The organism is Streptomyces sp. NPDC048671 (genome assembly GCF_055587045.1).
Window position 1 is genome coordinate 53,797 of sequence record NZ_JBVJHB010000011.1, and the last position, 23,913, is coordinate 77,709.

A 23,913-nucleotide genomic window follows, 5' to 3' on the forward strand; every position below is an offset into this window, starting at 1 on the left:
GGCGACGAGTGCCCCCGTCCGGCTGGAGCACACCTGGCCGTAGCGGCGGTCCCAGGCCCGGAGTGTCGTCGGCGCGACGCCGAGCCGACGTGCCACTGTGCCCGGAGGAAGGACAGCCATGACCGCGCTCGCACCCGAGGACACGCTGCCCGGCGGGCCGGGCCCGCGACCGTGCGTCGCGCAGGACCTCGCCGACGAGGAGCTGGCCGCCGGTCTGCTGCGCGGCAGCGAGGACTGTTTCGCCGCCGCCTACCGGAGGTGGGGCACACTCGTGCACTCCCTGGCGGCCCGGTCCCTGGGCGACAGCCGTGAGGCCGAGGACGTCACCCAGCAGGTCTTCATGGCCGCCTGGCACGGCCGTCTCGGCTACCGCCCCGAGCGCGGCCCGCTGCCCGGCTGGCTGGTCGGCATCACCCGTCGCAAGATCGCCGACGCGCTGTCCGCCCGCACCCGGCGCGGCGAACTGGCAGCCGCGACGGCGGCGCGGCTGCAGCTCACCGAGAGCGGCGCGGCCGGGCGTCCGGAGTCGGCGCTGGACCGGGTCCTGGTCGGTACGGAGCTGGGGAAGCTGCCCCAGGTACAGCGCCGCATCCTGTACATGGCCTACTACGACGGTCTCCCCCAGACCCGCATCGCCGAGCTGACAGGGCTCCCGCTCGGCACGGTCAAGAGCCACGTGCGCCGCGCGCTGCACCGGATCCGGCGTTCGATGTCGGGCGGCGACGCGGATCGGTAGCCGCAACGGCGCAGTGCCACCTCCGCCCGGAGAGCGTGATGCGCGGCGACGAGGCACGGTGAACCGAGCAGCACCCCAGCCGATGCGGAGATCCCATGAGGAGCAACACCACGGACAAGTCCCTGCACTGCCTGGTGACCGGGGCCACCGGATACATCGGGGGCCGGCTGGTGCCCGAACTCCTGGAGGCCGGGCACCGGGTCCGCTGCATGGCGCGCAGCCCGGAGAAGCTGCGGGACTACCCATGGGCCGGGGACGTGGAGGTCGTCCGGGGGGATGTCACCGACGCGGCCTCGGTCGCGTCGGCCATGGCGGACATCGACGTGGCCTACTACCTGGTGCACGCGCTGACGACCGGTGCGGACTTCGAGGACACGGACAGGACGTCGGCCACGGTCTTCGCCGAGTCGGCCCGCGCACGGGGAGTCGGCCGGATCGTCTACCTCGGCGGTCTCACGCCGCCCGGCGTACCCGAGCGGGAACTCTCGCCGCATCTGCGCTCGCGTGCCGAGGTCGGCAGGATTCTGCTGGATTCCGGGGTCCCGGCCACTGCCCTGCGGGCCGCGGTCATCATCGGATCCGGGTCGGCCTCCTTCGAGATGCTGCGGTATCTCACGGAACGGCTGCCGGTCATGGTGACGCCGAGCTGGGTGTCGACCCGGATCCAGCCGATCGCGATCCGGGACGTGCTGCGCTACCTGGTCGGCAGCGCCCGGATGCCCCGTGAGGTGAGCCGTGCCTTCGACATCGGGGGGCCGGACATCGTCACGTACCGCGAGATGATGCAGCGGTACGCGGAGATCGCGGCCCTCCCGCACCGGCTGATCCTGCCCGTGCCGATGCTGACCCCACGGCTGTCCAGCCACTGGATCGGGCTGGTCACCCCTGTTCCCCGGTCGATCGCGCGGCCGCTCGCCGAGTCGCTGCGGTACGAGGTCGTGTGCCAGGAACACGACATCGTGCGGTACGTGCCCGACGGGCCGGAACAGCCCTTCACGTTCGAGCGGGCCCTGCGCCTCGCCCTCCAGCGGGTGCGCGAGGCCCGGGTCACCACCCGGTGGTCCTCGGCGTCGGTGCCGGGAGTGCCGAGTGATCCACTTCCCACCGACCCCGACTGGGCCGGCGGCAGTCTGTACACGGATGTGCGGGAACTCGACGTCGACGCGTCGCCGGAGGCCCTGTGGAGGGTCATCGAGGGAATCGGCGGCGATCACGGCTGGTACTCGTTCCCGCTGGCCTGGGCCGTGCGCGGCTGGCTCGACCGGCTGGTGGGAGGGGTGGGTCTGCGCCGCGGGCGGCGGGACACCGACCGGCTCAGGGTGGGTGACTCCCTGGACTTCTGGCGGGTCGAGGAGATCGAGCCCGGTCGTCTGCTGAGGCTGCGCGCGGAGATGCGGCTGCCCGGTCCGGCGTGGCTGGAGATGTACGCGGAACGGGACGAGCGGGGCCGGGCGCACTACCGGCAGCGGGCCCTGTTCCATCCGCGCGGGCTGCTCGGCCACGCGTACTGGTGGAGCGTGTCGCCGTTCCACGCGATCGTGTTCGGCGGGATGGCCCGCAATATCGCACGGGCAGCGGCGCAGGTGCGGTCCGCACCGGGAGCGGAGGAACGCGGCGCGCTGTCCCGGTGAGCGCTGCATCCGCCGAGGGCCTCCGGACGGAACAGAGGTACGTCCACGCCCCCGACCGGGAGTTGCGCCATGACCGTAGCGGTCGTCCTCTTCACCGCCGATCTCCGTCTGCACGACCATCCGCCGTTGCGGGCCGCGCTCGCGTCCTCGGACGAGATCGTGCCCCTGTTCGTCCGCGACACGGGGATCGACGCGGCGGGGTTCGGCGCCCCCAACCGCCGCGCCTTCCTCGCCGACTGTCTGCGGGATCTCGACGCGGGGCTGCGTGAGCGGGGCGGCCGGCTGGTGATCCGCTCGGGCGATGTGGTCGCCGAGGTGTGCCGGGTCGTCGCCGAGACGGGTGCGGGCGACGTCCATCTGGCCGCGGGGGTCAGCGCCTACGCCCGTCGCCGCGAGGAACGGCTGCGGGCGGCGCTGGAGTCCGGCGGGGGACGGCTGCACGTCCACGACGGCGTGGTCACCGCGGTCGCGCCCGGCGCTGTGACCCCCGCCGGCTCGGACCACTTCGCCGTGTTCACCCCGTACTTCAGGCGCTGGTCCGGGGAGCGGGTGCGTGATCCCTTCGGTGCGCCGCGTGCGGTGCGGGTGCCGGACGCTCCGGGGTCCGAGGACGTGCCGGTCCGCGCCGCCGTGCGCGGCGTCTCGCCGGGGCTCGCCGACGGCGGTGAGCAGGAGGCCCGCAAGCGGTTCACGGCCTGGCGGCGCCACGGGCTCGGGGCGTACGAGGACCGCCACGACGATCTGCCAGGAGACGCCACGTCCCGGCTCTCGCCGCATCTGCACTTCGGCACCCTGTCCCCCGTGGAACTGATCCACCGGGCCCGCGCGGCGGGTGGTGCCGGCGCCGACGCGTTCGTCCGGCAGCTGTGCTGGCGCGAGTTCCATCACCAGGTCCTCGCGGCCAGGCCCGCGGCGGCCCGGCTGGACTACCGCACCCGGCACGATCACTGGCGGTCCGGGGCCGGGGCCGCCGAGGAGACCGAGGCGTGGCGGCAGGGGCGCACCGGATACCCCGTGGTCGACGCCGCCATGCGCCAGCTGCGCCACGAAGGCTGGATGCACAACCGCGGACGGCTGCTCACGGCGGGCTTCCTGACCAAGACCCTGTACGTGGACTGGCGTGTCGGCGCCCGGCACTTCCTGGATCTGCTGGTGGACGGCGACATCGCCAACAATCAGCTCAACTGGCAGTGGATGGCCGGGACGGGGACGGACAGCCGCCCCAACCGGGTGCTCAGTCCCGTGCTCCAGGCCAAGCGCTACGACCCGGACGGCGACTACGTACGACGGTGGGTCCCGGAGCTGGCGGCACTGGCCGGACCCGCCGTGCACGAGCCGTGGAAGCTGCCCGGTGCGGAGCGCGCCCGGTTGGGGTATCCGGCTCCGGTGGTGGAACTGGCCGACGGACTGGCGCGGTTCAGGCGGGCGCGCGGTCTGGAGTGAGTTCCGCGGACGCGGTCCCGCGCCGGACGGCGGGCGCGGCACGCCGCACCGGGGACAACACGCCCCGCCGGGCCGGACGCCAGCGAAGATGCGGCCATGCCGCCTTCCACCGCATCCACCGACCCGTCCGGCCGTGACACCGTGGACGAGCCGCGCGGCCATACGGCCCTGCTGCTCCTGTCGGCGGCGTCCGGGGCGGCGGACGCGTTCGTGTTCATCTGCGTCGGCCAGGTCTTCGCCGGGGTGATGACGGGGAACCTGGTCCTGCTGGGAGCCTCGGCCGCCGGGGCGGGTGAGCAGGGAGTGGCGCTGCGCGTGGTCACGGCGCTCGCCTCGTACGGCTGCGGGGTGGCCTGGGGCGCGGTGACGGGCGAGCGGATCTGGCGGCGGCTGCCGCTGATGCTGACGGTCGAGGTGGTGCTGCTCGCCGCGGGTGCGGTGCTGTGGGGCCTGGGTCTGATCACGTCGGACGCGGACCGGCTGGGCCTGTTGGCTCTCATGGGGCTCGCGATGGGAATCCAGGGCCGTATCCGCGCCACGCCGACGAACTACTTCACCGGAACGCTGACGTCACTCGTCGGCAGGCTGGCCGTGGGCTCGTGGCGGCGGGGTGACGGCTGGGTGGTCGGCCGGCTGGCCGCCGTGGTGGCGGGCGCTGCGGTGACCGCACTGGCCGTGCGCGGCCGGCCTGACACCGGGGCCGTGGCGGCGGCCGCGCTCGCGGCGGCGGCGCTGCTGGTGGAGGCCGCGCCACGGCGGCGGTGAGCCCGCGCGCGTGAGCCGGAACGGGGTGCGGGAACGGAGTGCGGGAACCGCGGGGGTCCCGCGTCCGGGCATAAGGAAGCCCCGGCCGGATCGGGGGAATCCAGCCGGGGCGGTTCTTGGTGTGGACGCCGAGCACGCCATCACATATAGGTGAACGATAAACCATCACCGTGTGTTCCCGGGAGTCAGGGCCCCGGACTGTGATCCGGGGCACGGACGCGCGGATCGGGCGATGCGCGTCACTTCTCGCCGGCGAACGCCTCGGTGCCGTAGCGACGGTCGAACCGCTCGATCCGGCCGCGAAGCCCCCTCCCCCTCGTACCGCGATCCCTCTCGAACCGCGAAACCGTGAACCGCTCGGCGGTCAGCGCTCCTCGCGGAAGAGGACGTGCTGCCCGGCAGCGGGGTCGTACTTGCGCAGGACCAGCCGGTCGGGGCTGTTGCGACGGCTCTTGCGCGTCACATAGCTCTGCCCCGTTCCCGCGGTCGAACGGAGCGTGACGACGGGACGGGCTTCACTTCGGGCCATGGGAACCTCCGTACTCGTGAACCGAATCCGCTCCTTGATGGGAACGGGATTCGTTTTCGTTCTGCTCGTGCAACGCCGGGTCGTCCGGCCGCATTCCCGTCAGGTCCGGGCCTGCGCACCGGGGCGGGCCGGCGCATCGCCGGTACTCTTCGGCGGCGCCGTCACGTGTGGCCGTCACGATCGTTGACCGCAGTGCCCGGCACAGCGAACGACTTCCTGAGGAACGTGACCCATGGCCCGACACCCCCCGGGCCGGATCCCTCGCCACCCGCAGGATCCCCGGCCCGCATATGCCCCGGCGCGTTCCGTTCACCCCGCGCGGCACCGGCGCGAACGGGCGCACCGAAGGCTTCCGCGCGCCGGATCACTTGCTTCAACGCCCGCCAAAAGCAAGGCTGTTCGAAAGATCACGGCGACACTCAGCCGCTGACATATGCCAGGTGCAAGAACGCATCGAGTGTTGCCAAACCGCTTACGGGCCCCAGCCGGCTGTGCAACAGTCGTATTCGGTCCATCCTCAGACCTGGTTGTACCGCGCCTGTATCGGAGTACGTCATGCCGTCCCATCTGTCCGCGGACCGCCCCGCCCCCCAGCCGCCCGAGCGCGATGCCGTCGACGCTTTGATCAACCGGACGCGCCGGCTGCGCGGTGATGTGGACGCGGTGCGGCGCGACGCCGTACTGGTCGACGAGGACGATCCGCAGATGCGCTGGCAGCGCGCGCTCTGTGATCTGGCGGTCCATCATCTGGATGATCTCGGCGCACACCTGGGACAGCTCAAGGAGGGTCTGCCGCCGGAGGCTGTTGAACAGCTCGCGGCCGAACTGTCGCTGGGAACGGTTCAGGGGGCCGCCGGCGAGGAGCGGGCGGATTCACTGATCGGCCGGGTGGGCAGCGCCGAGTGGAATCTGCTGACGGACGCGGTCAGCTGGTCCGACGAGTTACTCCAGATCTTCGGCCGGACCGCGGAGGCCGGACCGCTCTCGCTGGATGACCTTCCTTCCGTGCTGTTCCCCGAGGACCAGCCCGTACTCACCGCTCTGGTGACGGACTGCCTGGTCGACGGAAAGCCGATAGACGGCGAGTTCCGGATCCAGCGCGCCGACGGGGGGACACGGACGCTGCACATGATGGGCGAGCCCGTCCTCGACGCGGACGGCTGCACCGCTTCCATGTGGGCGGTCCTGCGCGACGTCAGCGAGCTGCGGCGCAACCAGCGGGTGGTGCGCCGCACCCATGACTCCCTCCGTCGCCAGCAGCACATCGACCGGACGGAACGCCGCATCGCGGTCGAGCTCCAGGAGGCCGTGCTCCCGCCGTGGCGGGGTTCACTGCGCCTCCCGGACCAGGGGCCCGGAGCGCTGGACATCGCGGCCCACTACCTGCCCTCCGAGTCCAGCGACCTGATCGGCGGCGGCTGGTACGACGCCATGGAGCTGCCGGACGGCAGGATGCTGCTCACGGTCGGCGATCTGACCGGTCACGGCATCCGGGCCACATCGGCCATGGCGATGATCCTCGGTGCGCTGCGCGGCATGGCGGTGGCCGGCATCGACCCCGGGGCCCTGATGGGGCATCTGAACCAGTTACTGGAGACATCGATCCAGCCCGCTCTGGGCAGCGCGGTGTGCTGCCGGTTCGACCCCGGGACCCGCACCCTGGACTGGGCGCAGGCCGGGCACCCCGCTCCGCTGCTCTTCCGCGACGGAACCGGGCGCCCGCTCCCGCAGCCCGACGGCGTCCTGCTCGGAGCGGCCTCCGGGGTCGCCTACGAGCAGGATGAGGCGCACCTGCTGCCCGGTGATGTGCTGGTGCTCCACACCGACGGACTGGCCCGGACCGGCGACGGACCGGGCGGCCTCCGTCCGGGCACCGAGGCGCTGCTCGCACTCGCGCCGCGCTTCGCCGAGGCCCGTACGGCGCAGGACTGTGTACGGACCGTCGCCGAGGAGTTCGGCGGCACCCGGCGACTGGACGACGCGTGTGTGCTGATCGCCCGCATCGGGACGTAGGGCACACCCACCGCGCGCAGAGGCAAGGGCACACGGAGAACACCCGGCTGCCCATGGTGCGGTGTCCGGGAGGTGTTGAGGAACGGCGCCTCTTCCTTGTGGCGCCCTGGGGTCAGACCTCGGAACTCCTCGTCCGCTGCTTGATGAGGGAGCTCTGCGGCAGCGAGCGCTCGATCTCCTCGCGCAGGTCCTCGATCTTCGCGTAGCCCGCGAACTGGTCCGTCAGCCGGTACATCTCGTGCAGCCGGTCCCAGGTTCGGTGCGAGGAGGTCTCCCCCATCGTCACCAGGGCGAGCCGGGCGTAGCGGTCGGCCTGCTCGGGGTCGTCGGCGATGAAGCACGCCGAGGCGAGCGAGATGTAGTCGAAGATCTTTGACCGCTGACGGCCGCTGACCCGCAGTTCGAGAGCCCGCTTCGCGTGGCGCTGGGCCATGACGGCCGCCGAGGGCTCGTGCTCGGCCAGGGTGCGGAACGCCAGTGCCTGCATCCCGTGCAGATCCGCCTCGTCGAACATCTGCATCCAACTGGGCGGTTCGACATTGCCCTTGTCCGAGACGAACAGCTCCTCGGCCCTGCCGAGGCTGCGTCGCATGGCCTGGCCCCGTCCCATCGAGGCCTGTGCCCAGGCCTCGATGGTGTGCAGCATCGCCTGGGTGCGCGGCAGGACCATGTCGCCCGAGCCGGACGTGGCGAGCTTCATGAGGTCGAGCGCGTCGTCGGGACGGCCCAGGTGGACCATCTGGCGGGCCGCCCTGGACAGGGCCTCCCCCGCGCGCGGCCGGTCGCCGCCCTCGCGCGCCGCGTGGGCCGCGATGACGAAGTACTTCTGGGCCGTTGGTTCGAGGCCGATGTCGTGGGACATCCAGCCCGCGAGTACGGCGAGGTTGGCAGCCACGCCCCAGAGGCGGCGCTGCAGATGGTCGGGGTGGCGGTAGGAGAGCATGCCTCCCACCTCGTTGAGCTGGCCCACCACCGCCTTGCGCTGGAGGCCGCCGCCCCGGGAGGCGTCCCAGGCGCGGAACACCTCCACGGAGTGCTCCAGCGCCTCGATCTCCTCCGAACCGATGGGCGCGGCCTCGTACCGGTCGAAACCGGCCGGGTCCGCGTGCACGGGGTCGTCGGTGCGTGGGGCGTCGGCCGCCAGTACGGGGTCGGTGTGCAGCCAGTCGTGCATGGGGCCGGCGATGGTGGAGCCGGCGGCGAGCGCGGCGCCCGCGCTCACCAAGCCGCGTCGGTTGAGCATGAGGTCCATTCCCGTGAATTCGGTGAGGACCGCTGCCGTCCGCTCGGGCGCCCAGGGGAGCTGGTCGGGATTGTTCTCCGTCCCGGTCTCTCGCCGTTTCCCCACACGCCCGCGCCGGCCGAACCCGAGGTCCTCGATGGTCACGACACGGCCGAGCCGCTCGGTGAACAGGGCTGCCAGCACTGTGGGCACGGGATCACGGGGGGACTCCCCCATGTCGATCCAGCGCCTCACCCGCGAGGTGTCGGTGGCGAGCTGGGGGTGGCCCATGGCCGCCGCCTGCCTGTTCACCATTCTCGCGAGTTCGCCCTTGGACCAGCCGGCAAGGCCGAACAGGTCCGACAGGCGGGTGTTGGGTTCTCCGGTCACGTCAAGCCCCCAGGTTCTCGGCTGTGTTGACAGTAACCCCCTGTCAGATGCCCTGCGACTATTCGCCAGGGTTCGCCAGGGTCCGCCACATGGTCTGCCACCCGCGATCCGGTGTCAGGTAGGAAAGCGCCACCCCGCCCGGCAGCCCTAGGTACTCCCCAGGGTGCCGAACGGCCGCCGGCCGGGGCGGCGCACGCAACTTGTCGGCGCACGAAGGGATCTGTCTCGCCCATGTACACAGCATCGTCCTCCGTGTCCGCCCCGCCCCGGCCGCTCCGTCCCCTCGGGGCGGGCGGCGGACCGTATCTCGCCCCCCGCGCCGCTGGACCCGCGCCCGGCATGGGTCGGGCCCGGCGCATGGCGGGGCCGGGCACTCAATCGCTCAGCGGGAGACTGGACCTGTCCGGTCCCCAGGGCGCGCAGCTGAGGATGGCCATCGCCTCGGTGCACCGGATCTGCCCGGAGTTCAACCCGGTCCAGGTGCTGCGGCGCAGTGGCCGTTCGGTACTGCTCGTCGGTTCCACCGGGCGTACGACCGCGGTCGCCAAGTGCTTACTTGACCACTCCCCGGCGTGGTCGGAGCGGTTCCGCCACGAAATAGCGGCATACCGGGCGTTCGTCCGGCACCGCCCGCCGGTACGGGTCCCCCGGCTCATCGCGGCGGACCCGGAGAACTGCACCCTGGTCATCGAACGGATGCCCGGCCGGGTGGCGGCGCTGACCAGGCATCCGTCGGAGGCGCCGCCGCGCGCGGATCTGCGGGCGGTGCTCGGTGCGGTCAGCCGGGTCAACGCCTGGCGGCCGCCGTCCGGTCTCTTCGACGCCCCGCTGGACTACGCGGCGCGCATCTCGCGCTACCACGAGCTGGGGCTGTTCACCGACCGCGATCTGGGTGATCTGCAGAAGCTCCTCCACGGTCTGGCCCACGCGGGCGGCCGCCAGGGAGCGGGGCAGTTCTGTCACGGTGACGCGCTGCTCTCCAACATCCTGCTGTCGCCCACCGGTCCGGTCCTGGTCGACTGGGAGCATGCCGGCTGGTACCTGCCGGGATACGACCTGGCGACACTGTGGGCGGTGCTGGGTGACGCGCCGGTGGCCCGGCGTCAGATCAGCCAGCTCGCCCAGGTCGCGGGTCCGGCGGCGAGGGACGCCTTCCTGGTCAATCTGATGCTCGTACTGACACGGGAGATCCGCACCTACGAGACGGCCGTGCAGCGGGCCATGCGGGACACCTCGGGCCCCAGGGCCGGTCACGACCGGCCGGGCGCGCTGTCGTCGGGCGAGGAGCAGCGTCTGCTGCTGCGCCGGCTGCACGACGACTGCGCGATGGCCAGGCGGGCCGTACGAGCCGCGGTCGGCACTCGCTGACCTTCCCCGCGGGGATGCGCGCTGCGGGTCCGGTGCCGACACACCGGGCCCGCAGCGCGCTTTGGTGTGCCCGCCGCCGGACGGGCGCACTCTCAGTGCGCGCGGACGATGTCCACGTCAGCGGCCTTCACGAAGGCGATGCGGTGGCCGATCTGGACGGTCACGTACTTCTCCTTGCCCCGGAAGAACGAGTGGTCCAGGGGGTAGGAGGCATCGATCGTCGGCGCGTAGAAGAAGCCGGTGGGGGCCTCGCCGCCGCCGGGGTAGGACTGCCCCGCCTTGATCGTGTACTGGAGCGGTGTGCCCACCCGCTGGTCCGCGAAGCCGGCGGGGTACTCGGACTTCTCCGGGTAGGCCACGCCGTACACCGGCACCTCGGCCCTGCCCGCCTTCGGCCTCACGACATAGCCCGTGGTGGGGGTGGTGGTGCGGGTGCGGGCCGGGGTCTCGAACCAGGCCTTCCGGCCGGACCACCAGATCGCCGTCCAGCCGGGCGCGTGGCCGGCGACGACGGCCTGCTGGGTGGCGCTGATCTTGCTGCCCCAGTCGGCGGCGCAGTTGGTGCCGGGCGAACCGTCCGTGTGCAGTCCGGGGTCGGAGAAGAGCGGTGCGTCGGCGGCCGGCTCCGTGTGGAGCGGGACGGCGCTGGAGCCCTGCACGGGCAGATCGACGCCCTTCTCGCAGTCGCGGAACGCCTGCTTGTTGTCCTTGAACCGCGGGCTGACGGTGATCAGTTCGCTGCTCTTGCGGGCCGTCGGCACGGTGGGCCTGCCGAGGAGCGCCATGAAACGGTTCCAGTCCCAGTAGGTGCCCGGGTCCCAGTGCATGCTCGCGGCGCCGGCGGCGCTGGTGGGCGGTACCCCGTCGTGGCCGATGATGTGCTGGCGGTCGAGCGGGATGTCGTACTTGGCGGCGAGGTAGCGCACCAGTGCGGCGGTCGAGCGGTACATCTCGGGGGTGTACCACTTGGCGCCGTCGACGGCGACGCCCTCCTGCTCGATGCCGATGGAGTTGGAGTTGAGGTACCAGTTCCCGGCCTGCCAGGCGACGTCCTTGTTCTTCACCATCTGGGTGACGTGGCCGTCGCCGGAGCGCACCACGTAGTGGGCCGAGGTCTGCTTCAGCGGGTTCCGGAAGATGTCCAGGGTGGTGTCGAAATCCTCCTCGGTGTCGTGGAGGACGATGAATTTGATCTTGTTGGTGTGCGGCCGGTCCGCGGTGTCGTAGTTGCCGTACGTCTCCTTGTCGGCCGGGTCGCCGGTCTGCTGGTAGGCCGCCGGGACCCAGTCGCACTCCAGGCCGCGCGGGCACTCCGGCCGCACCCCGTCCGCACCGGCCTGCGCCGCGGGACTGAGCAGCGCGAGACTCAGCGCGCCGACGGTGGTGAACGCGACCGCGAGTCCGGTCCTCTGCTTGGACGTCATGACAACCCTTCTTGGAGCTGTGCGTCTTCCGAGCTGTTCGTATCGAGAGGTGTTCGTGTTCCGATCTCTCTGTTCCGTTGTGCGCGCACACTCTGTGACCTGAGGTGAGAGCACGTCAAGAGCGCGGCGGGGGCCGCGGGTCGAGCCAGTGGACCAGACCAGTGGCAGGGCCGCTGACCTGCGAAGGGCAAATGGGCAACGCCTTTCTGACAGTGCCGCGTTACCTGAGTTCTACGGAGCGGCCGGCCTGCCCGCGAAACGGTGGATCGCCCCTCGAACGAGCGCACTTCTTGTGTGACTAATCGCCGTTGCGTGTGCCCCGAACGGCCGAAGGGTAGTGCTCGCGCGGACACGACCGAACCGCGTGACGCTCACGCGGAGGCTCTCCGAAAGGCCGGACGCACATGGCTCAGCCCTTCACCCTGCCGGACTTCTATGTTCCGTATCCGGCGCGGCTCAATCCTCATCTCGAGGAGGCCCGACAACACACCAAAGTGTGGGCGCGGGCCATAGGGATGCTGGAGGGATCGGGTATCTGGGACGAGAAGGACCTTGACTCCCACGACTACGCACTGCTGTGCGCGTACACCCACCCCGATTGCTCGGCCGAGGCGTTGTCGCTGGTGACCGACTGGTATGTGTGGGTCTTCTTCTTCGACGACCACTTCCTGGAGCTGTTCAAGCGCACCCCGGACCGGGAGGGCGGCAAGCGGTATCTGGACCGGCTGCCCGCCTTCATGCCGATGGAGCGCGGTGCTCCGACGCCCGAGCCGGCGAACCCGGTGGAAGCGGGGCTGGCCGACCTGTGGGCGCGGACCGTGCCCGGCATGTCCGACGCCTGGCGGGTGCGGTTCGCCGAGGCGACGAAGAACCTGCTCAACGAGTCGCTGTGGGAGCTCTCGAACATCAACGAGGGCCGTATCGCGAACCCCGTCGAGTACATCGAGATGCGCCGCAAAGTGGGCGGTGCCCCGTGGTCGGCGGGGCTGGTGGAGTACGCGGCCGGCGCCGAGGTGCCGGCCGCGGTGGCCGGTGAACGGGCGCTGCGCGTGCTGCGGGACGCCTTCTCCGACGGTGTCCATCTGCGCAACGACCTCTTCTCGTACCAGCGTGAGGTCGAGGACGAGGGCGAGAACAGCAACGGCGTGCTGGTCCTTGAGCACTTCCTGGGCTGCTCGACGCAGGAAGCCGCCGATGCGGTGAACGATCTGCTGACGTCGCGGCTTCAGCAGTTCGAGAACACCGCGCTCACCGAACTCGGTCCGCTCTGCGCCGAGAAGGGCCTTGACCCCGCGCAGACCGCTGCGGTCCTGGCCTATGTCAAGGGCCTCCAGGACTGGCAGTCCGGCGGCCACGAGTGGCACATGCGCTCCAGCCGCTACATGAACGGCGGAGGGGCCGAGCGGGCGACGCCGGGCTTCGGGATGGCGGCCGCGTCGATCCGGTTCACTCCCCGTTCGGAGGCGGCCAGGCTGCGGAGTCTCACCTATCTGCCCTACCAGCACGTCGGCCCGTCCCTGCTGCCCGACTTCGACCTGCCGTTCGGCACGACGCTCAGTCCGCATCTGGACGGGGCCCGGCTGCGGCTCGTCGACTGGTCGTCCCGGATGGGCATCCTGGAGGCGCAGCCGGGGGTGCCGGGCTCGCACATCTGGGACGAGGCACGGCTGCTGGCGATCGACCTTCCGCTGTGCGCGGCCGGGATCCACCCCGACGCCACCCCGGACGAGCTCGATCTGTCCTCGCAGTGGCTGGCCTGGGGGACCTACGGCGACGACTGGTTCCCGGTGGTGCACGGGCGGGCCCGTGACCTCACGGGGGCCAAGGTGGCCAACGCGCGTCTTTCGCAGTTCATGCCGCTGGACGGCACGGCGGCGCCCGAGCCGGTCAACGCGCTGGAACGCGGGCTGGCCGATCTGTGGGAGCGCACGGCGGCGCCCCTGGACGACAGCGGCCGGCGTGCCTTCCGTACCTGCATCGAGGACATGACGGCGAGCTGGGTGTGGGAGCTGGCGAACCAGGCGCAGAACCGGATCCCCGATCCGGTGGACTATGTCGAGATGCGGCGCATGACCTTCGGTTCGGATCTGACGATGAGTCTGTGCCGCCTCGGGCACGGCAGGAAGGTGCCTGCGGAGATCTACGACAGCGGCCCGCTGCGCTCCCTGGAGAACGCCGCGGCGGACTACGCCGCGCTGCTCAACGACCTGTTCTCGTACCAGAAGGAGATCGAGTACGAGGGTGAGGTGCACAACGGCGTTCTGGTGGTGCAGAACTTCTTCGGGGTGGACTACCCGACCGGGATGCGGCTCGTGTACGACCTGATGAAGTCGCGGCTGCGGCAGTTCCTGCATGTCGCCGAGCACGAACTCCCGGTGCTGTACGACGACTTCGACCTGGACGACGAGGCGCGGGAGATCCTCGCCGGCTATGTGCAGGAGCTGAAGCACTGGATCGCGGGCATCCTGATCTGGCACCGGGGCTGCCGGCGCTACCGCGAGGAGGATCTGCGGCGGGGCACGGCGGCCCCGTGGCACCTGAGTGGTCCCACGGGGCCCGGTACCTCTGCGGCTCGGGTGACCTCGTTCTTCGCTCAGCCCTCGGGGGTCAGTGTGTAGCTCTGTCCGGCACTCGCCCTGAAGGTCCTATCGCCGCTCGCGAACAGGGTGCTGCTGATGGTCACCTCGCGGGTGCGGCTCGCCGTGATCACCACACGGCGGGCCGTCCCCGCGGCCCATTCGATGTCGACGGTGAATCCGCCCCGGGCGCGCAGGCCGCGTACCGATCCGTCCGGCCAGCCGGCCGGGAGGGCGGGGAGGATCTCGACGGTGTCGTGCTGGCTCTGCAGCAGCATCTCCGCGACGCCTGACGCCGCACCGAAGTTCCCGTCGATCTGGAACGGCGGGTGGGTGTCCCAGAGGTTGGGCAGGGTGGAGTTCTTGAGCTGCTCCGCGAGCATCTTGTGGGCGTGGTCGCCGTCGCGCAGCCGCGCCCAGAAGTTGATCTTCCAGGCCTTGGACCAGCCGGTTCCGCCGTCACCGCGGGCGCCGAGGGAGACCTTGGCCGCTTCGGCCCAGCCGCTCCCGGCCTCGATCTGCCGGCCGGGGTGGAGACCGAAGAGGTGGGAGACGTGACGGTGGTCGTCGGCCGGGTCGTCCCGGTCGGCCTTCCACTCCTGGAGCTGGCCCCAGGAACCGGTCCGCAGACCGGGGTCGAGCTGGTCCAGGGCCGTCTCCAGCCTGCCGCGGAAGGCTGCCGCGTCACCGAGGGTGCGGGCGGCCTCCAGGGTGTTGGTGAGGAGGTCGTGGACGATCTGCTGGGACATCGCGGCGCCGGCGGTGAAGTCCCCGTGCTCGGGCGAGTAGCTCGGGGTGACGACGAGGAGCCCGTCACGCGGGTCGGTGCGCAGATTGGCCAGCCAGAACTCGGCGGCCTCCTTCATCGCCGGGTAGGCGGTGGAGCGCAGATAGGCGGTGGAGCCGCTGAACCGGTAGTGCTCGTACATCTGCTGGGTGAGCCAGGCGGCGGCCTCGGGGAACCAGAACGAGGTGGAGTAGTCGTGGACACCGGTGAAGCCGTACGGGTTGGTCTCGTTGTGCACGACCCAGCCGGCGGTCCCGAACATCTCCGTCGCCGTTCTGCGGCCCGGCTCGCGCATGGCCTCGATGTAGCGGTCGTAGGGAGCGGTGGTCTCGGCGAGGTTGGTGACCTCGGCGAGCCAGTAGTTCATCTGGAGGTTGATGTTGGTGTGGTAGTCGGCGGACCAGGGCGGGGTGGTGGAGTTGTTCCAGACGCCCTGGAGGTTGGCGGGCAGCGAGCCCTCGCGCGAGGAGGCGATCAGCAGGTAGCGCCCGTACTGGAAGAAGAGCGCCTCCAGGGCCCGGTCCGCGGGGCTGTCCCCTCCGGTGTACCCGCTGAGCAGCTGGTCGGTGGGCCGGTCGGGCAGTTGCTGGCCGATGTCGAGCGCCACCCGGTCGAAGAGGGTGCGGTGGTCGGCCACATGGGTGTCGCGGACGCTTTCGTACGAGGCTCCGGCCGCGGCGTCGACGGCGGCGGTGACCGCGTCGTGCGGATCGTCGCCCCGGTAGGCCGGATAGGTGTCCGCGTAGTCGGTGCCCGCGGCGAGGAAGAACCAGGCGCTGTCGGCGCCGGTGACGGTGAGGCTGCCGTCGGCGCCGGCAGTGACGGTGCCGCCCTCGGTGCGGACCCGGATCTGGGCCTCGAAGCGGAGCCCGTTGTCCTGGAGCGCTCCGCGTACGGTGAGCCGGTCGCCGGTGGCGGAGGCGGTGAAGTCGCCGCGCGGCGAGGTGTAGCGCAGGGTGAGGGTCACCTGCCCCGGCCGGTCCGCCGTGAACCGTCCGCCGATGACCCCGCCCGGGTGCGAGACGAAGTACTCCCTGCTGTGGGCGGTCCCCTCCCGGGTGTAGCCGACGGTCGCGAGGGCGGTGCGCAGGTCCAGGCCGCGGCGGTAGGAGGCGTCGGGGGTGGCCGGAGCGCCCGGCACGTCGATCAGCAGGTCCCCGAAGACCTGGTAGGCGCCGTAGCCCCGGCGCCCCTGGCCGAGTTCGGCGGTCACGGCGTCGGGGCCGAGGGCGCCCTCGGTGTCGAGACGCCGGCGGACGTCGGCGAGGGCGTCGGGCCTGGGGGCGGTCCAGTTCCCGAAGTCGTACCCCTCGGCCGAGCCGGGTCCGCCGGACCACAGGGTTTTCTCGTTGAAGGTGAGACGTTCGGTGGCGAGCGTGCCGTGGACGCTCGCGCCGAGGGCCCCGCCCCCGATGGGCAGGGATTCGCTCTCCCAGTCGGAGGCGGGTGCGAGGTAGTGGAGGACCGGGTTCGGCAGCTCCTCCGTGCCTCTCACCTTCGCGGATTCATCGGAGGTACCGACTGCCGCTGCCGTACCGGCGAGAGCCGGAACTCCGAGCGTCAGAGCTCCTGTTGCGCCGATCACTGTCTTCACTGTGGTGCGTCGCGTCATCCCGGATGTCATGCCGAACGACGCTAGAGGTCCGACGACTACCGGGACAAGACGCATGACAGAACAGCCTCTTGGACGGAGGCCGTGTGTACCTGGACGGAAGTGCCGTCAACGGACCGGACGGCGGGCCACGCGACGGGCCCGCGAGTGCCGGCTCAGCCCTGCTGGAAGAGTTCCGCGGGCAGCGGCTTCAGGAGGGTGTACAGATCGTCGGTGATCGGACGGTCCCAGCTGGCGATGGTGACGAGCACGCCGTCGCTGCGGTCGAACTGGACACAGGCGATCCGGCTCTCGGAGAGCCTGACGCGGCGGACGATCAGCAGGTTGTCTCCCTGCATCACGGGCATGTCCTCGGTCCCGGTGACCTCGACCGGCTCGTCGTTCTCCAGCGCGAGCAGCAGCTGGGCCACCTCGAAGGGGACCTGGCCCTCCTCGGTCTCGCGGGCGGGCGAGCCCTCCGGGAGATTACCGATGATCATCGCGGGGCCGCGGCCGCCGAACAGGTCGTAACGGAGGAAGACGCCCTGACAGCTCCCGTCGGGGGCGGGCAGCAGACCGGCGCCGAGGTTTCCGGGCCAGTCCCCCGGGTCCATGGCCAGGACGTCGAAGTCGGGGCCCGCGGGTGTGGCGGCGCTACGGCGGCGGAGGAAGGACATGCGGACATGTTACGTGGCCGGGCTCACGTCGCGGAGCCGGGCCCGGACGGCACCGGAGGCGCCCGCCCGCCCGGATGTCCCGCTGCCCAGGCAGGGTACGCGGGCGCTCCCGGGGACGCCGGCCCTGCGCATCCTGTCACCCCGCGTCCGACTCCGCGGCCAGTGCCCCCAGTACGGCGACGGCCTCGGCGGCCCGGCCGTGCGGGACGAAGAGGTGGTCGTGGTGGAATCCGGCCACCACATTGCAGCTGATCCCCGCGTCGGTGAGGGCGAGGGACACCGCGGCGGTCAGCCCCACGGCGTCCAGCGAGGAGTGCACACGGAGGGTGATCCAGCCCGCCGGGTAGGAGTGGTCAAGTCCGGCCGCCACGGCCTGCGCCTCGGGGAGCACCAGCGTGAGCCCCTCGGCCTCACCGACCGTGACGACGGGAACCGCTCCGGCGGGCACTACGCCGTCGGGCACGGTCGCGAAGACGTAGCGGCCGGGGTGCAGCTCCGGGCGCAGGTCGCTCAGCAGGGTTCGAAGATCACTCTCGGCGGTCACACCCACCACGCTACCTACGGCGTGCGGTGTCGCTCGTGATGGCGGGCGACACGGGCGCGGTTGTGCGGCGGCGCGCAGGGACCGTACGGCGGCGAGGTCCGCACCCGTCGGCCGTCCAGCCGGCGGGTGCCGGGACCTGGCCGAGCAGGGCTGGCCGGTCACGGACCCAGCGGGTCGGGCCGGCCGGGCTGGACGCCGCACACCGTGCGGCCGCGGAGCGTGGAGTTCAGGCAGGGAGATCCGCAGCGCGAGCACACCCGGCTCAGCTGCCGCTCCCGCGTGAGCTGCTGTGGCCGTGAACGGGTCGGCCGGCCGGGCCGACCCAGTCGTCGCCGGCGTCCCCTACCGGACAGGCCGCGGGACGCGGTGGCACGGCCTGTCCGGGAAGGGGCGGTCAGCGCGTGGGCGGTTCGGCCCCGACCAGCCACATCGAGAAGAACTGCGCCCCGCCGCCGTAGGCGTGGCCGAGCGCCCGGCGCGCGCCGTCCACCTGGTGCTCCCCCGCCTGTCCCCGTACCTGGAGTGCCGCCTCCGCGAAGCGGATCATTCCGGAGGCGCCGATGGGATTGGTGGAGAGCACCCCGCCCGAGGGGTTCACCGGCAGGTCGCCGTCGAGTTCGGTGACTCCGGCCTCGGTGAGCTTCCAGCCCTCGCCCTCGTCCGCGAAGCCGAGGTTCTCCAGCCACATCGGCTCGTACCAGGAGAACGGGACGTACATCTCGACGGCGTCGATCTCCCGGCGCGGGTCGCTGATCCCGGCCTGCCGGTAGACATCGGCCGCGCAGTCCTTGCCGGCCTGCGGCGACACGAAGTCCTTGCCGGCGAAGAGGGTCGGTTCGCTGCGCATCGCGCCCCCGTGCACCCAGGCGGGCGGGTGCGGTGAACGGTCCGCGCCGGTGCGGTCGGTGAGGATCATCGCGCAGGCCCCGTCGGAGGACGGGCAGGTCTCCGAGTAGCGGATGGGGTCCCAGAGCATCGGTGCGGACTGGACCTTCTCCAGGGTGATGTCCGGGTCGTGGATGTGCGCGTACGGGTTCTTCAGCGCGTTGCGCCGGTCCTTGTAGGCGACGAGGGAGCCGACGGTGTCGGGCGCCCCGGTACGCCGCATGTAGGCGCGCACGTGCGGGGCGAAGAATCCGCCCGCACCGGCCAGCAGGGGCTGCTGGAACGGGATGGGCAGCGAGAGGCCCCACATCGCGTTGGACTCCGACTGCTTCTCGAAGGCGAGGGTGAGGACGGTGCGGTGCACGCGTGCGGCCACGAGGTTCGCGGCGACGAGCGCCGTCGAGCCGCCGACCGATCCCGCGGTGTGGACCCGCAGCATCGGTTTGCCGACCGCGCCGAGGGCATCGGCGAGGTAGAGCTCCGGCATCATCACGCCCTCGAAGAAGTCGGGGGCCTTCCCGATGACCACGGCGTCGATGTCCGCCCAGGTCAGGCCGGCGTCCTGGAGGGCGGCCACGGCGGCCTCGCGGACGAGTCCGGCGAGGGAGACGTCGTGGCGGGCGGCGACGTGCTTGGTCTGGCCGATGCCGACGACGGCCACGGGCTCCTTAGGCATGGGTGCTCTCCCCTTCGAGGACGGCGACCAGGTTCTGCTGGAGGCAGGGGCCGGACGTGGCGTGGGCGAGCGCCCGGTCGGACTCGCCGCGGTGGATGCGGGCGGCGGCCTCGCCGAGGCGGATCAGCCCGGCGGCCATCAGCGGGTTGGCGGCGAGCGCGCCGCCCGACGGGTTCACCCGGACCCGGTCGTCGAGCCCGAGCGCCTTGCGCAGCACCACTTCCTGGGAGCTGAACGGAGCGTGCAGCTCCGCGGTGTCGACGGGCCGTTCGAAGACCCCGGCCCGTTCGGCGGCGAGCCGGGTCGACGGTGACTCGGTCAGCTCGCGCACCCCGAGACCGTGGGCCTCGATGCGGTGGTCGATGCCGCGGATCCAGGCGGGCCGCTCGCACAGCGCCCGCGCGGTGTCCCCGGCGGCCAGGATGACGGCGGCGGCGCCGTCGCCGATGGGCGGGCAGTCGCCGGTGCGCAGCGGCCGCACGAGGTAGTCGCCGGCCGGCACGGAGCCGCTGAGCTGGGCGTGCGGGTTGTCCGATGCGGCCTCGCGGCTGCGGGCGGCGATGGCCGCGAGCGCGGCCTCGTCGGTGTCGCCCGCGTCGATGAGGGCCTGGGCCTGGAGCGCGGCGAGCGCGACGGGGTCGGGCCACAGCGGTGCGGTGTAGTACGGGTCGAGCTGCCGGGTGAGTACGTCGCGCACCTGGCCGGGCGAGGACTTCCCGTACGCGTAGACGAGTGCGGTGTCCGCCTCGCCGGTCTGGATCTTCACCCAGGCCTCGTACAGGGCCCAGGCCCCGTCCATCTCCACATGGGACTCGGAGATCGGCGGGTGCGCGCCCACGCCGTCGAGCGCCATGGTGAAGGAGAAGGCGCGGCCCGCGAGGTAGTCGCTGGAGCCCGAGCAGGTGAAGCCGATGTCGCTGGTCCGCAGGCCGGTCGCGTCGAGGACCTGGTGCAGGACGGGCATCAGCATCTCGACTTCGGAGAGTTCGTCGGTGCGCCGCAGGTGGTCGGTCTGCGCGAAGGCGACGATCGCTACGTCCCGCATCTAGACCAGCTCCCTGTACGCGTCGTAGTCGGCGTCCGGTTCACCGGTCGGCCGGTAGTGGTCGGGATGGCGGCTGCCCTCGGTCCATACGGGCTCGACGCGCAGGCCCATCCGCACCTGGTCGTAGGGGATGCCGCCGATCCGTGCGTGCAGGGCGAGGTCGGCGCCGTCCAGGGCGATGTGCGCGTAGACGTAGGGAACCTCGATGTCGAGGTTCTTGGCCTTGATGTTGACGACGCAGTAGGTGGTGACCGTGCCGCGCGGTCCGACCTCGACCCGTTCGTCGGTGGCGACGCCGCAGGTGGGGCAGGCGCCGCGGGGCGGAACGTACACCTTGCGGCAGGACGGGCAGCGCTCGCCGACGACGCGCCGGCTCTCCAGCGCTTCGAGGTAGGCGCTCTGGGCGCGGCCCGGGGTGTAGGTGTAGTCGAGGCGGGCGGGGGTGACGATGCCGGTGACGGGTTCGGCGAACTCGCCGTTGTGCGGCGCGGGTTCGGCGGGTTCGCCGGCTTCGCTCCCGTACGGTTCGAAGCAGGCGATGTCCGTGATGGCGCCGGTGCGGTTCGCGGCCCAGCGGACGCGTACGCGCATGCCGGTGCGGACGGCTTCGGGTCCGGGTGCGTCCAGGACGTGCAGGAGTGCGGTGTCGGCTCCGTCGAACCGTACGAGCACCCAGGCGAAGGGGGTGTCCAGGGGCTGGCCGCGGCGGGGCCGCGGGTTCCAGGCCCAGGTGGTGACCGTGCCGGTGGCGGCGACCTCCACCAGGTCGTGGATCTCCTCCGCGGTGACGGGGTCGTACTCGACGGGCGGGACCAGGACCTTGCCGTCACCGGTCCGTACACCGAGCACGGTGCGTTCGCGCAGTCCGGTGAGGAAGGCGCTCTGGACCGGGCCGAGGGAGCGGGTGAAGGGGAATTCGACCACCAGCGGTGCGCTGAGGACGTCGGGCACGGTTGCCTCCTTGGTTCAGGCCCGCCGGTAGACGGGCGGGCGCTTCTCGGCGAAGGCGCGGGCGCCCTCCTTGGCGTCGGCGGTGGCGAAGACGGGCCAGCCGCGCTTCAGTTCGGCGGCGAGGCCCTCGGTCTCGGTCATCTCCGCGGTCTCGTACACCGATGCCTTGACCTCTTCGACGGCGAGCGGGCCGCAGGCGTTGATCTGTTCGGCCACGGCGAGGGCCGCTTCCAGTGCGGTGCCGTCGGGGACGACCCGGCCGATCAGCCCGATCCGGGCCGCTTCCGCGGCGTCGTACGGGCGGCCGGTGAGCAGCATTTCGAGTGCGTGGGTCCGGGCGATCTGGCGGGGCAGCCGTACGGTCGAGCCGCCGATGGGGAAGAGGCCGCGCCTGACCTCGAAGAGGCCGAAGGTGGCGCTCTCGCCGGCGATGCGGATGTCGGTGCCCTGGAGTATCTCGGTGCCGCCCGCCACGCAGTGGCCCTCGACGGCGGCGATGACCGGTTTGCGGGGGCGGTGGTGGCGCAGCATGGCCTTCCAGTGCAGGTCGGGGTCGGCCGTCATCCGGTCCCGGTACTGCTCGCCGTCCATGCCGTCCCCGGCGAGGGCCTTGAGGTCCATGCCGGCGCAGAAGCAGCCGCCGGCGCCGGTGAGGACGACGGAGCGGATCTCCTCGTCCGCGTCGGCGGCCAGCCAGCCGTCGTACAGGCCGACCAGCATCGGCAGCGAGAGCGCGTTCTTGCTCTGCGGCCTGTTCAAGGTGAGTACCAGTGTGGCGCCTTCGCGCTGCACGGTGAGGTGTTCCGTACCGCCCATGGTGTGTCTCCCGTCTCAAGGCTAGAACAGGTTGCAGTAGTTGGGGAGGCAGTTCAATAGTTTTCTGACAGGTAGTCAGTTTTCTTCACGGGCCCCCTTCCCACTTGTGGCGGTCGGCGCTCTAATGACGCCGAGCCACTCAGCAACCGCGGTCAGGAGGAACGGTGGAGTACAACCTTGCCGACCTGTTCGAATCGGTCGTCGACGCTGTCCCGGAACGCGAGGCGCTCGTCTACCTCGACCATCCCGGAACGGGCGCCGAGCGCAGGCTCACCTACGCGGAGCTCGACGCCGCCGCGAACCGCGTCGCCCATCACCTGACCGAGGCCGGGATCGGCCCCGGCGAGCACCTGGGCCTGCACCTGTACAACGGCGTCGAGTACCTCCAGACGGTCCTGGCCTGCCTGAAGGCGCGCATCGTCCCGGTCAACGTCAACTACCGGTACGTGGAGGAGGAGCTGGTCTACCTCTACCGGGACGCGGACCTGGCGGCGCTCGTCTTCGACGCCGAGTTCGACGAGCGCGTCGCGGCCGCCGCGCCGCAGGCGCCGAAGCTCCGCCATCTCGTCCGGGTGGGCGCGTCCGCGAAGGGGGTACCGGGCCCGGATGCCGTCGCGTTCGCGGCGGCCGAGGCCGCCGGGGATCCGGGGCGCGGCTTCGCCCCCCGCTCGCCCGACGACCAGTTCATCATCTACACGGGCGGCACCACGGGCATGCCCAAGGGTGTGATGTGGCGCCAGGAGGACCTCTTCTTCTCCGGCCTCGGCGGCGGCGCGCCGACCGGCGAGCCGGTGAAGACCCCGCAGGAGCTGGCCGAGCGGGTGGCCGCGGGCGGGGACGGCATCACCTTCTTCCCCACTCCCCCGCTGATGCACGGCACCTCGACGCTCACGGCGTTCATCGGCTTCAACTTCGGGCAGCGGGTCGTGGTGCACCGCAAGTTCGTGCCGCACGAGGTGCTTCGCACCATCGAGAAGGAGAAGGTCACCAGCGTGTCGCTGGTCGGCGACGCGATGCTGCGCCCGCTGATCGACGCGCTGAGGGGACCGCTGAAGGGCACCGACTGCTCGTCGATGTTCTCCGTCTCCAGCTCGGGCGCGGTGATGTCGGACTCGGTGCGGGCGGAGTTCCAGGCGCTGGTGCCCACGGTGATGCTGCTGAACAACTTCGGCTCCTCCGAGTCGGGTTTCAACGGCACCGCGACGGCCGACTCCGGGCCGCGGAACGGCTTCCGGCTGCGGATGAACTCCCGTACGGCGGTGGTCGACCCGGCGACGTACGAGCCGGTGGAGCCGGGCGTGCCGGGGCGGATCGCGCAGCGCGGCCATGTGCCGCTCGGCTACTACAACGACCCGCGCAAGACCGCGGAGACGTTCTTCCGCAAGGGCGAGGAGCGGTGGGTGCTGCTCGGCGACATGGCGACGGTCGACGCCGACGGCATCGTCACGGTGCTCGGCCGGGGTTCGCAGTGCATCAACACCGGGGGCGAGAAGGTGTACCCGGAGGAGGTCGAGCAGGCGCTCAAGGCCCATCCGGACGTGTACGACGCGCTGGTCGCCGGCGCGCCCGACGCACGCTGGGGCAGCCAGGTCGCCGCGGTGGTGCAGCTGCGCGAGGGCGCCGAGGCCCCCTCGCTCGACGACGTCCAGGCGCACTGCCGGTCGCGGCTGGCCGGCTACAAGATCCCGCGCCACCTGGTGATCGCCCCGCAGATCCGGCGCTCCCCCAGCGGCAAGGCCGACTACCGGTGGGCCCGCTCGGTCGTCGCGCCCACCCGTCCGGCCGACGCCTGACGGGGTGCGCGGGCCCGGCACCGAATCACCCGAGTGCGCGGCCCCGCGTCC

The 23,913-nt window shown here is 71.5% G+C and carries 17 protein-coding genes and 1 pseudogene; 8 read left to right on the forward strand and 10 right to left on the reverse strand.

Features of this window, described 5'->3' with window-relative positions:
* Window positions 1–118: 118 nt before the first annotated feature.
* The 4 genes and pseudogenes from ACZ6S6_RS23010 (at window position 119) to ACZ6S6_RS23025 (ending at window position 4,729) form a co-directional block, all read left to right on the forward strand.
* Entirely contained in the window at window positions 119–736 is a 618-nt protein-coding gene (locus ACZ6S6_RS23010; RefSeq protein ID WP_469706781.1) for an RNA polymerase sigma factor, read from the forward strand.
* 95 nt (window positions 737–831) lie between these two features.
* Window positions 832–2,367, forward strand: coding sequence for an SDR family oxidoreductase (locus tag ACZ6S6_RS23015; protein ID WP_469706782.1), 1,536 nt, complete (start codon window positions 832–834; stop codon window positions 2,365–2,367).
* Window positions 2,368–2,436: 69 nt separating this feature from the next.
* A complete protein-coding gene (locus ACZ6S6_RS23020; RefSeq protein WP_469706783.1) occupies window positions 2,437–3,810 on the forward strand; it encodes a cryptochrome/photolyase family protein in 1,374 nt (457 codons plus the stop codon).
* Between the two features lie 171 nt (window positions 3,811–3,981).
* Window positions 3,982–4,729: pseudogene (locus tag ACZ6S6_RS23025) on the forward strand (YoaK family protein).
* Window positions 4,730–4,939: 210 nt separating this feature from the next.
* On the opposite strand, the gene rpmG reads toward ACZ6S6_RS23025, so the two are convergent.
* Window positions 4,940–5,104, reverse strand: a complete 165-nt coding sequence (gene rpmG, locus ACZ6S6_RS23030) for a 50S ribosomal protein L33 (protein ID WP_362959235.1) — start codon at window positions 5,102–5,104, stop codon at window positions 4,940–4,942.
* A gap of 555 nt (window positions 5,105–5,659) precedes the next feature.
* Between rpmG and ACZ6S6_RS23035 the strand changes: the two genes are divergently transcribed.
* Entirely contained in the window at window positions 5,660–7,117 is a 1,458-nt protein-coding gene (locus ACZ6S6_RS23035) for a PP2C family protein-serine/threonine phosphatase (RefSeq protein WP_469706784.1), read from the forward strand.
* 112 nt (window positions 7,118–7,229) lie between these two features.
* Here ACZ6S6_RS23035 and ACZ6S6_RS23040 read toward each other — a convergent pair whose 3' ends face one another.
* A complete protein-coding gene (locus tag ACZ6S6_RS23040; RefSeq protein ID WP_469706785.1) occupies window positions 7,230–8,729 on the reverse strand; it encodes a DNA-binding protein NsdB in 1,500 nt (499 codons plus the stop codon).
* Window positions 8,730–8,960: 231 nt separating this feature from the next.
* On the opposite strand from ACZ6S6_RS23040, the gene ACZ6S6_RS23045 reads away from it, so the two are divergent.
* On the forward strand, window positions 8,961–10,097 hold the full coding sequence (locus ACZ6S6_RS23045) for an aminoglycoside phosphotransferase family protein (protein ID WP_362959244.1): 1,137 nt from the start codon (window positions 8,961–8,963) through the stop codon (window positions 10,095–10,097).
* A 92-nt stretch (window positions 10,098–10,189) separates the two neighbouring features.
* On the opposite strand, the gene ACZ6S6_RS23050 is transcribed toward ACZ6S6_RS23045, so the two are convergent.
* On the reverse strand, window positions 10,190–11,521 hold the full coding sequence (locus ACZ6S6_RS23050) for an N-acetylmuramoyl-L-alanine amidase (RefSeq protein WP_362959246.1): 1,332 nt from the start codon (window positions 11,519–11,521) through the stop codon (window positions 10,190–10,192).
* A 404-nt stretch (window positions 11,522–11,925) separates the two neighbouring features.
* Here ACZ6S6_RS23050 and ACZ6S6_RS23055 point away from each other — a divergent pair, with 404 nt between their 5' ends.
* Window positions 11,926–14,139, forward strand: a complete 2,214-nt coding sequence (locus tag ACZ6S6_RS23055; RefSeq protein ID WP_362959249.1) for a terpene synthase family protein — start codon at window positions 11,926–11,928, stop codon at window positions 14,137–14,139.
* On the opposite strand, the gene ACZ6S6_RS23060 is transcribed toward ACZ6S6_RS23055, so the two are convergent.
* The 7 genes from ACZ6S6_RS23060 to ACZ6S6_RS23090 form a co-directional block, all read right to left on the reverse strand.
* Complete coding sequence (locus ACZ6S6_RS23060; RefSeq protein WP_469706786.1) at window positions 14,115–16,508, reverse strand: glycoside hydrolase family 95 protein; 2,394 nt, start codon at window positions 16,506–16,508, stop codon at window positions 14,115–14,117. The two genes, ACZ6S6_RS23055 and ACZ6S6_RS23060, sit on opposite strands and share 25 nt — an antisense overlap.
* A 143-nt stretch (window positions 16,509–16,651) precedes the next feature.
* Window positions 16,652–17,152 (reverse strand): hypothetical protein, encoded by a 501-nt coding sequence (locus tag ACZ6S6_RS23065; RefSeq protein ID WP_024489433.1) that lies wholly within the window; start codon window positions 17,150–17,152, stop codon window positions 16,652–16,654.
* Window positions 17,153–17,288: 136 nt separating this feature from the next.
* On the reverse strand, window positions 17,289–17,696 hold the full coding sequence (locus ACZ6S6_RS23070; protein ID WP_469706787.1) for an ACT domain-containing protein: 408 nt from the start codon (window positions 17,694–17,696) through the stop codon (window positions 17,289–17,291).
* 394 nt (window positions 17,697–18,090) lie between these two features.
* Complete coding sequence (locus tag ACZ6S6_RS23075; RefSeq protein WP_362959259.1) at window positions 18,091–19,257, reverse strand: thiolase domain-containing protein; 1,167 nt, start codon at window positions 19,255–19,257, stop codon at window positions 18,091–18,093.
* Window positions 19,250–20,302, reverse strand: coding sequence for a thiolase domain-containing protein (locus tag ACZ6S6_RS23080; RefSeq protein ID WP_362959262.1), 1,053 nt, complete (start codon window positions 20,300–20,302; stop codon window positions 19,250–19,252). Before ACZ6S6_RS23080 ends, ACZ6S6_RS23075 begins: the two co-directional genes overlap by 8 nt.
* A complete protein-coding gene (locus ACZ6S6_RS23085; protein ID WP_362959265.1) occupies window positions 20,303–21,253 on the reverse strand; it encodes a Zn-ribbon domain-containing OB-fold protein in 951 nt (316 codons plus the stop codon).
* 15 nt (window positions 21,254–21,268) lie between these two features.
* Window positions 21,269–22,069 (reverse strand): crotonase/enoyl-CoA hydratase family protein, encoded by an 801-nt coding sequence (locus ACZ6S6_RS23090; protein ID WP_362959268.1) that lies wholly within the window; start codon window positions 22,067–22,069, stop codon window positions 21,269–21,271.
* Window positions 22,070–22,233: 164 nt separating this feature from the next.
* On the opposite strand from ACZ6S6_RS23090, the gene ACZ6S6_RS23095 reads away from it, so the two are divergent.
* Window positions 22,234–23,862 carry an acyl-CoA synthetase gene (locus ACZ6S6_RS23095; RefSeq protein WP_362959271.1) on the forward strand — a complete coding sequence of 543 codons (1,629 nt, stop codon included), beginning with the start codon at window positions 22,234–22,236 and terminating at the stop codon, window positions 23,860–23,862.
* The last annotated feature ends 51 nt before the right edge of the window (window positions 23,863–23,913 follow it).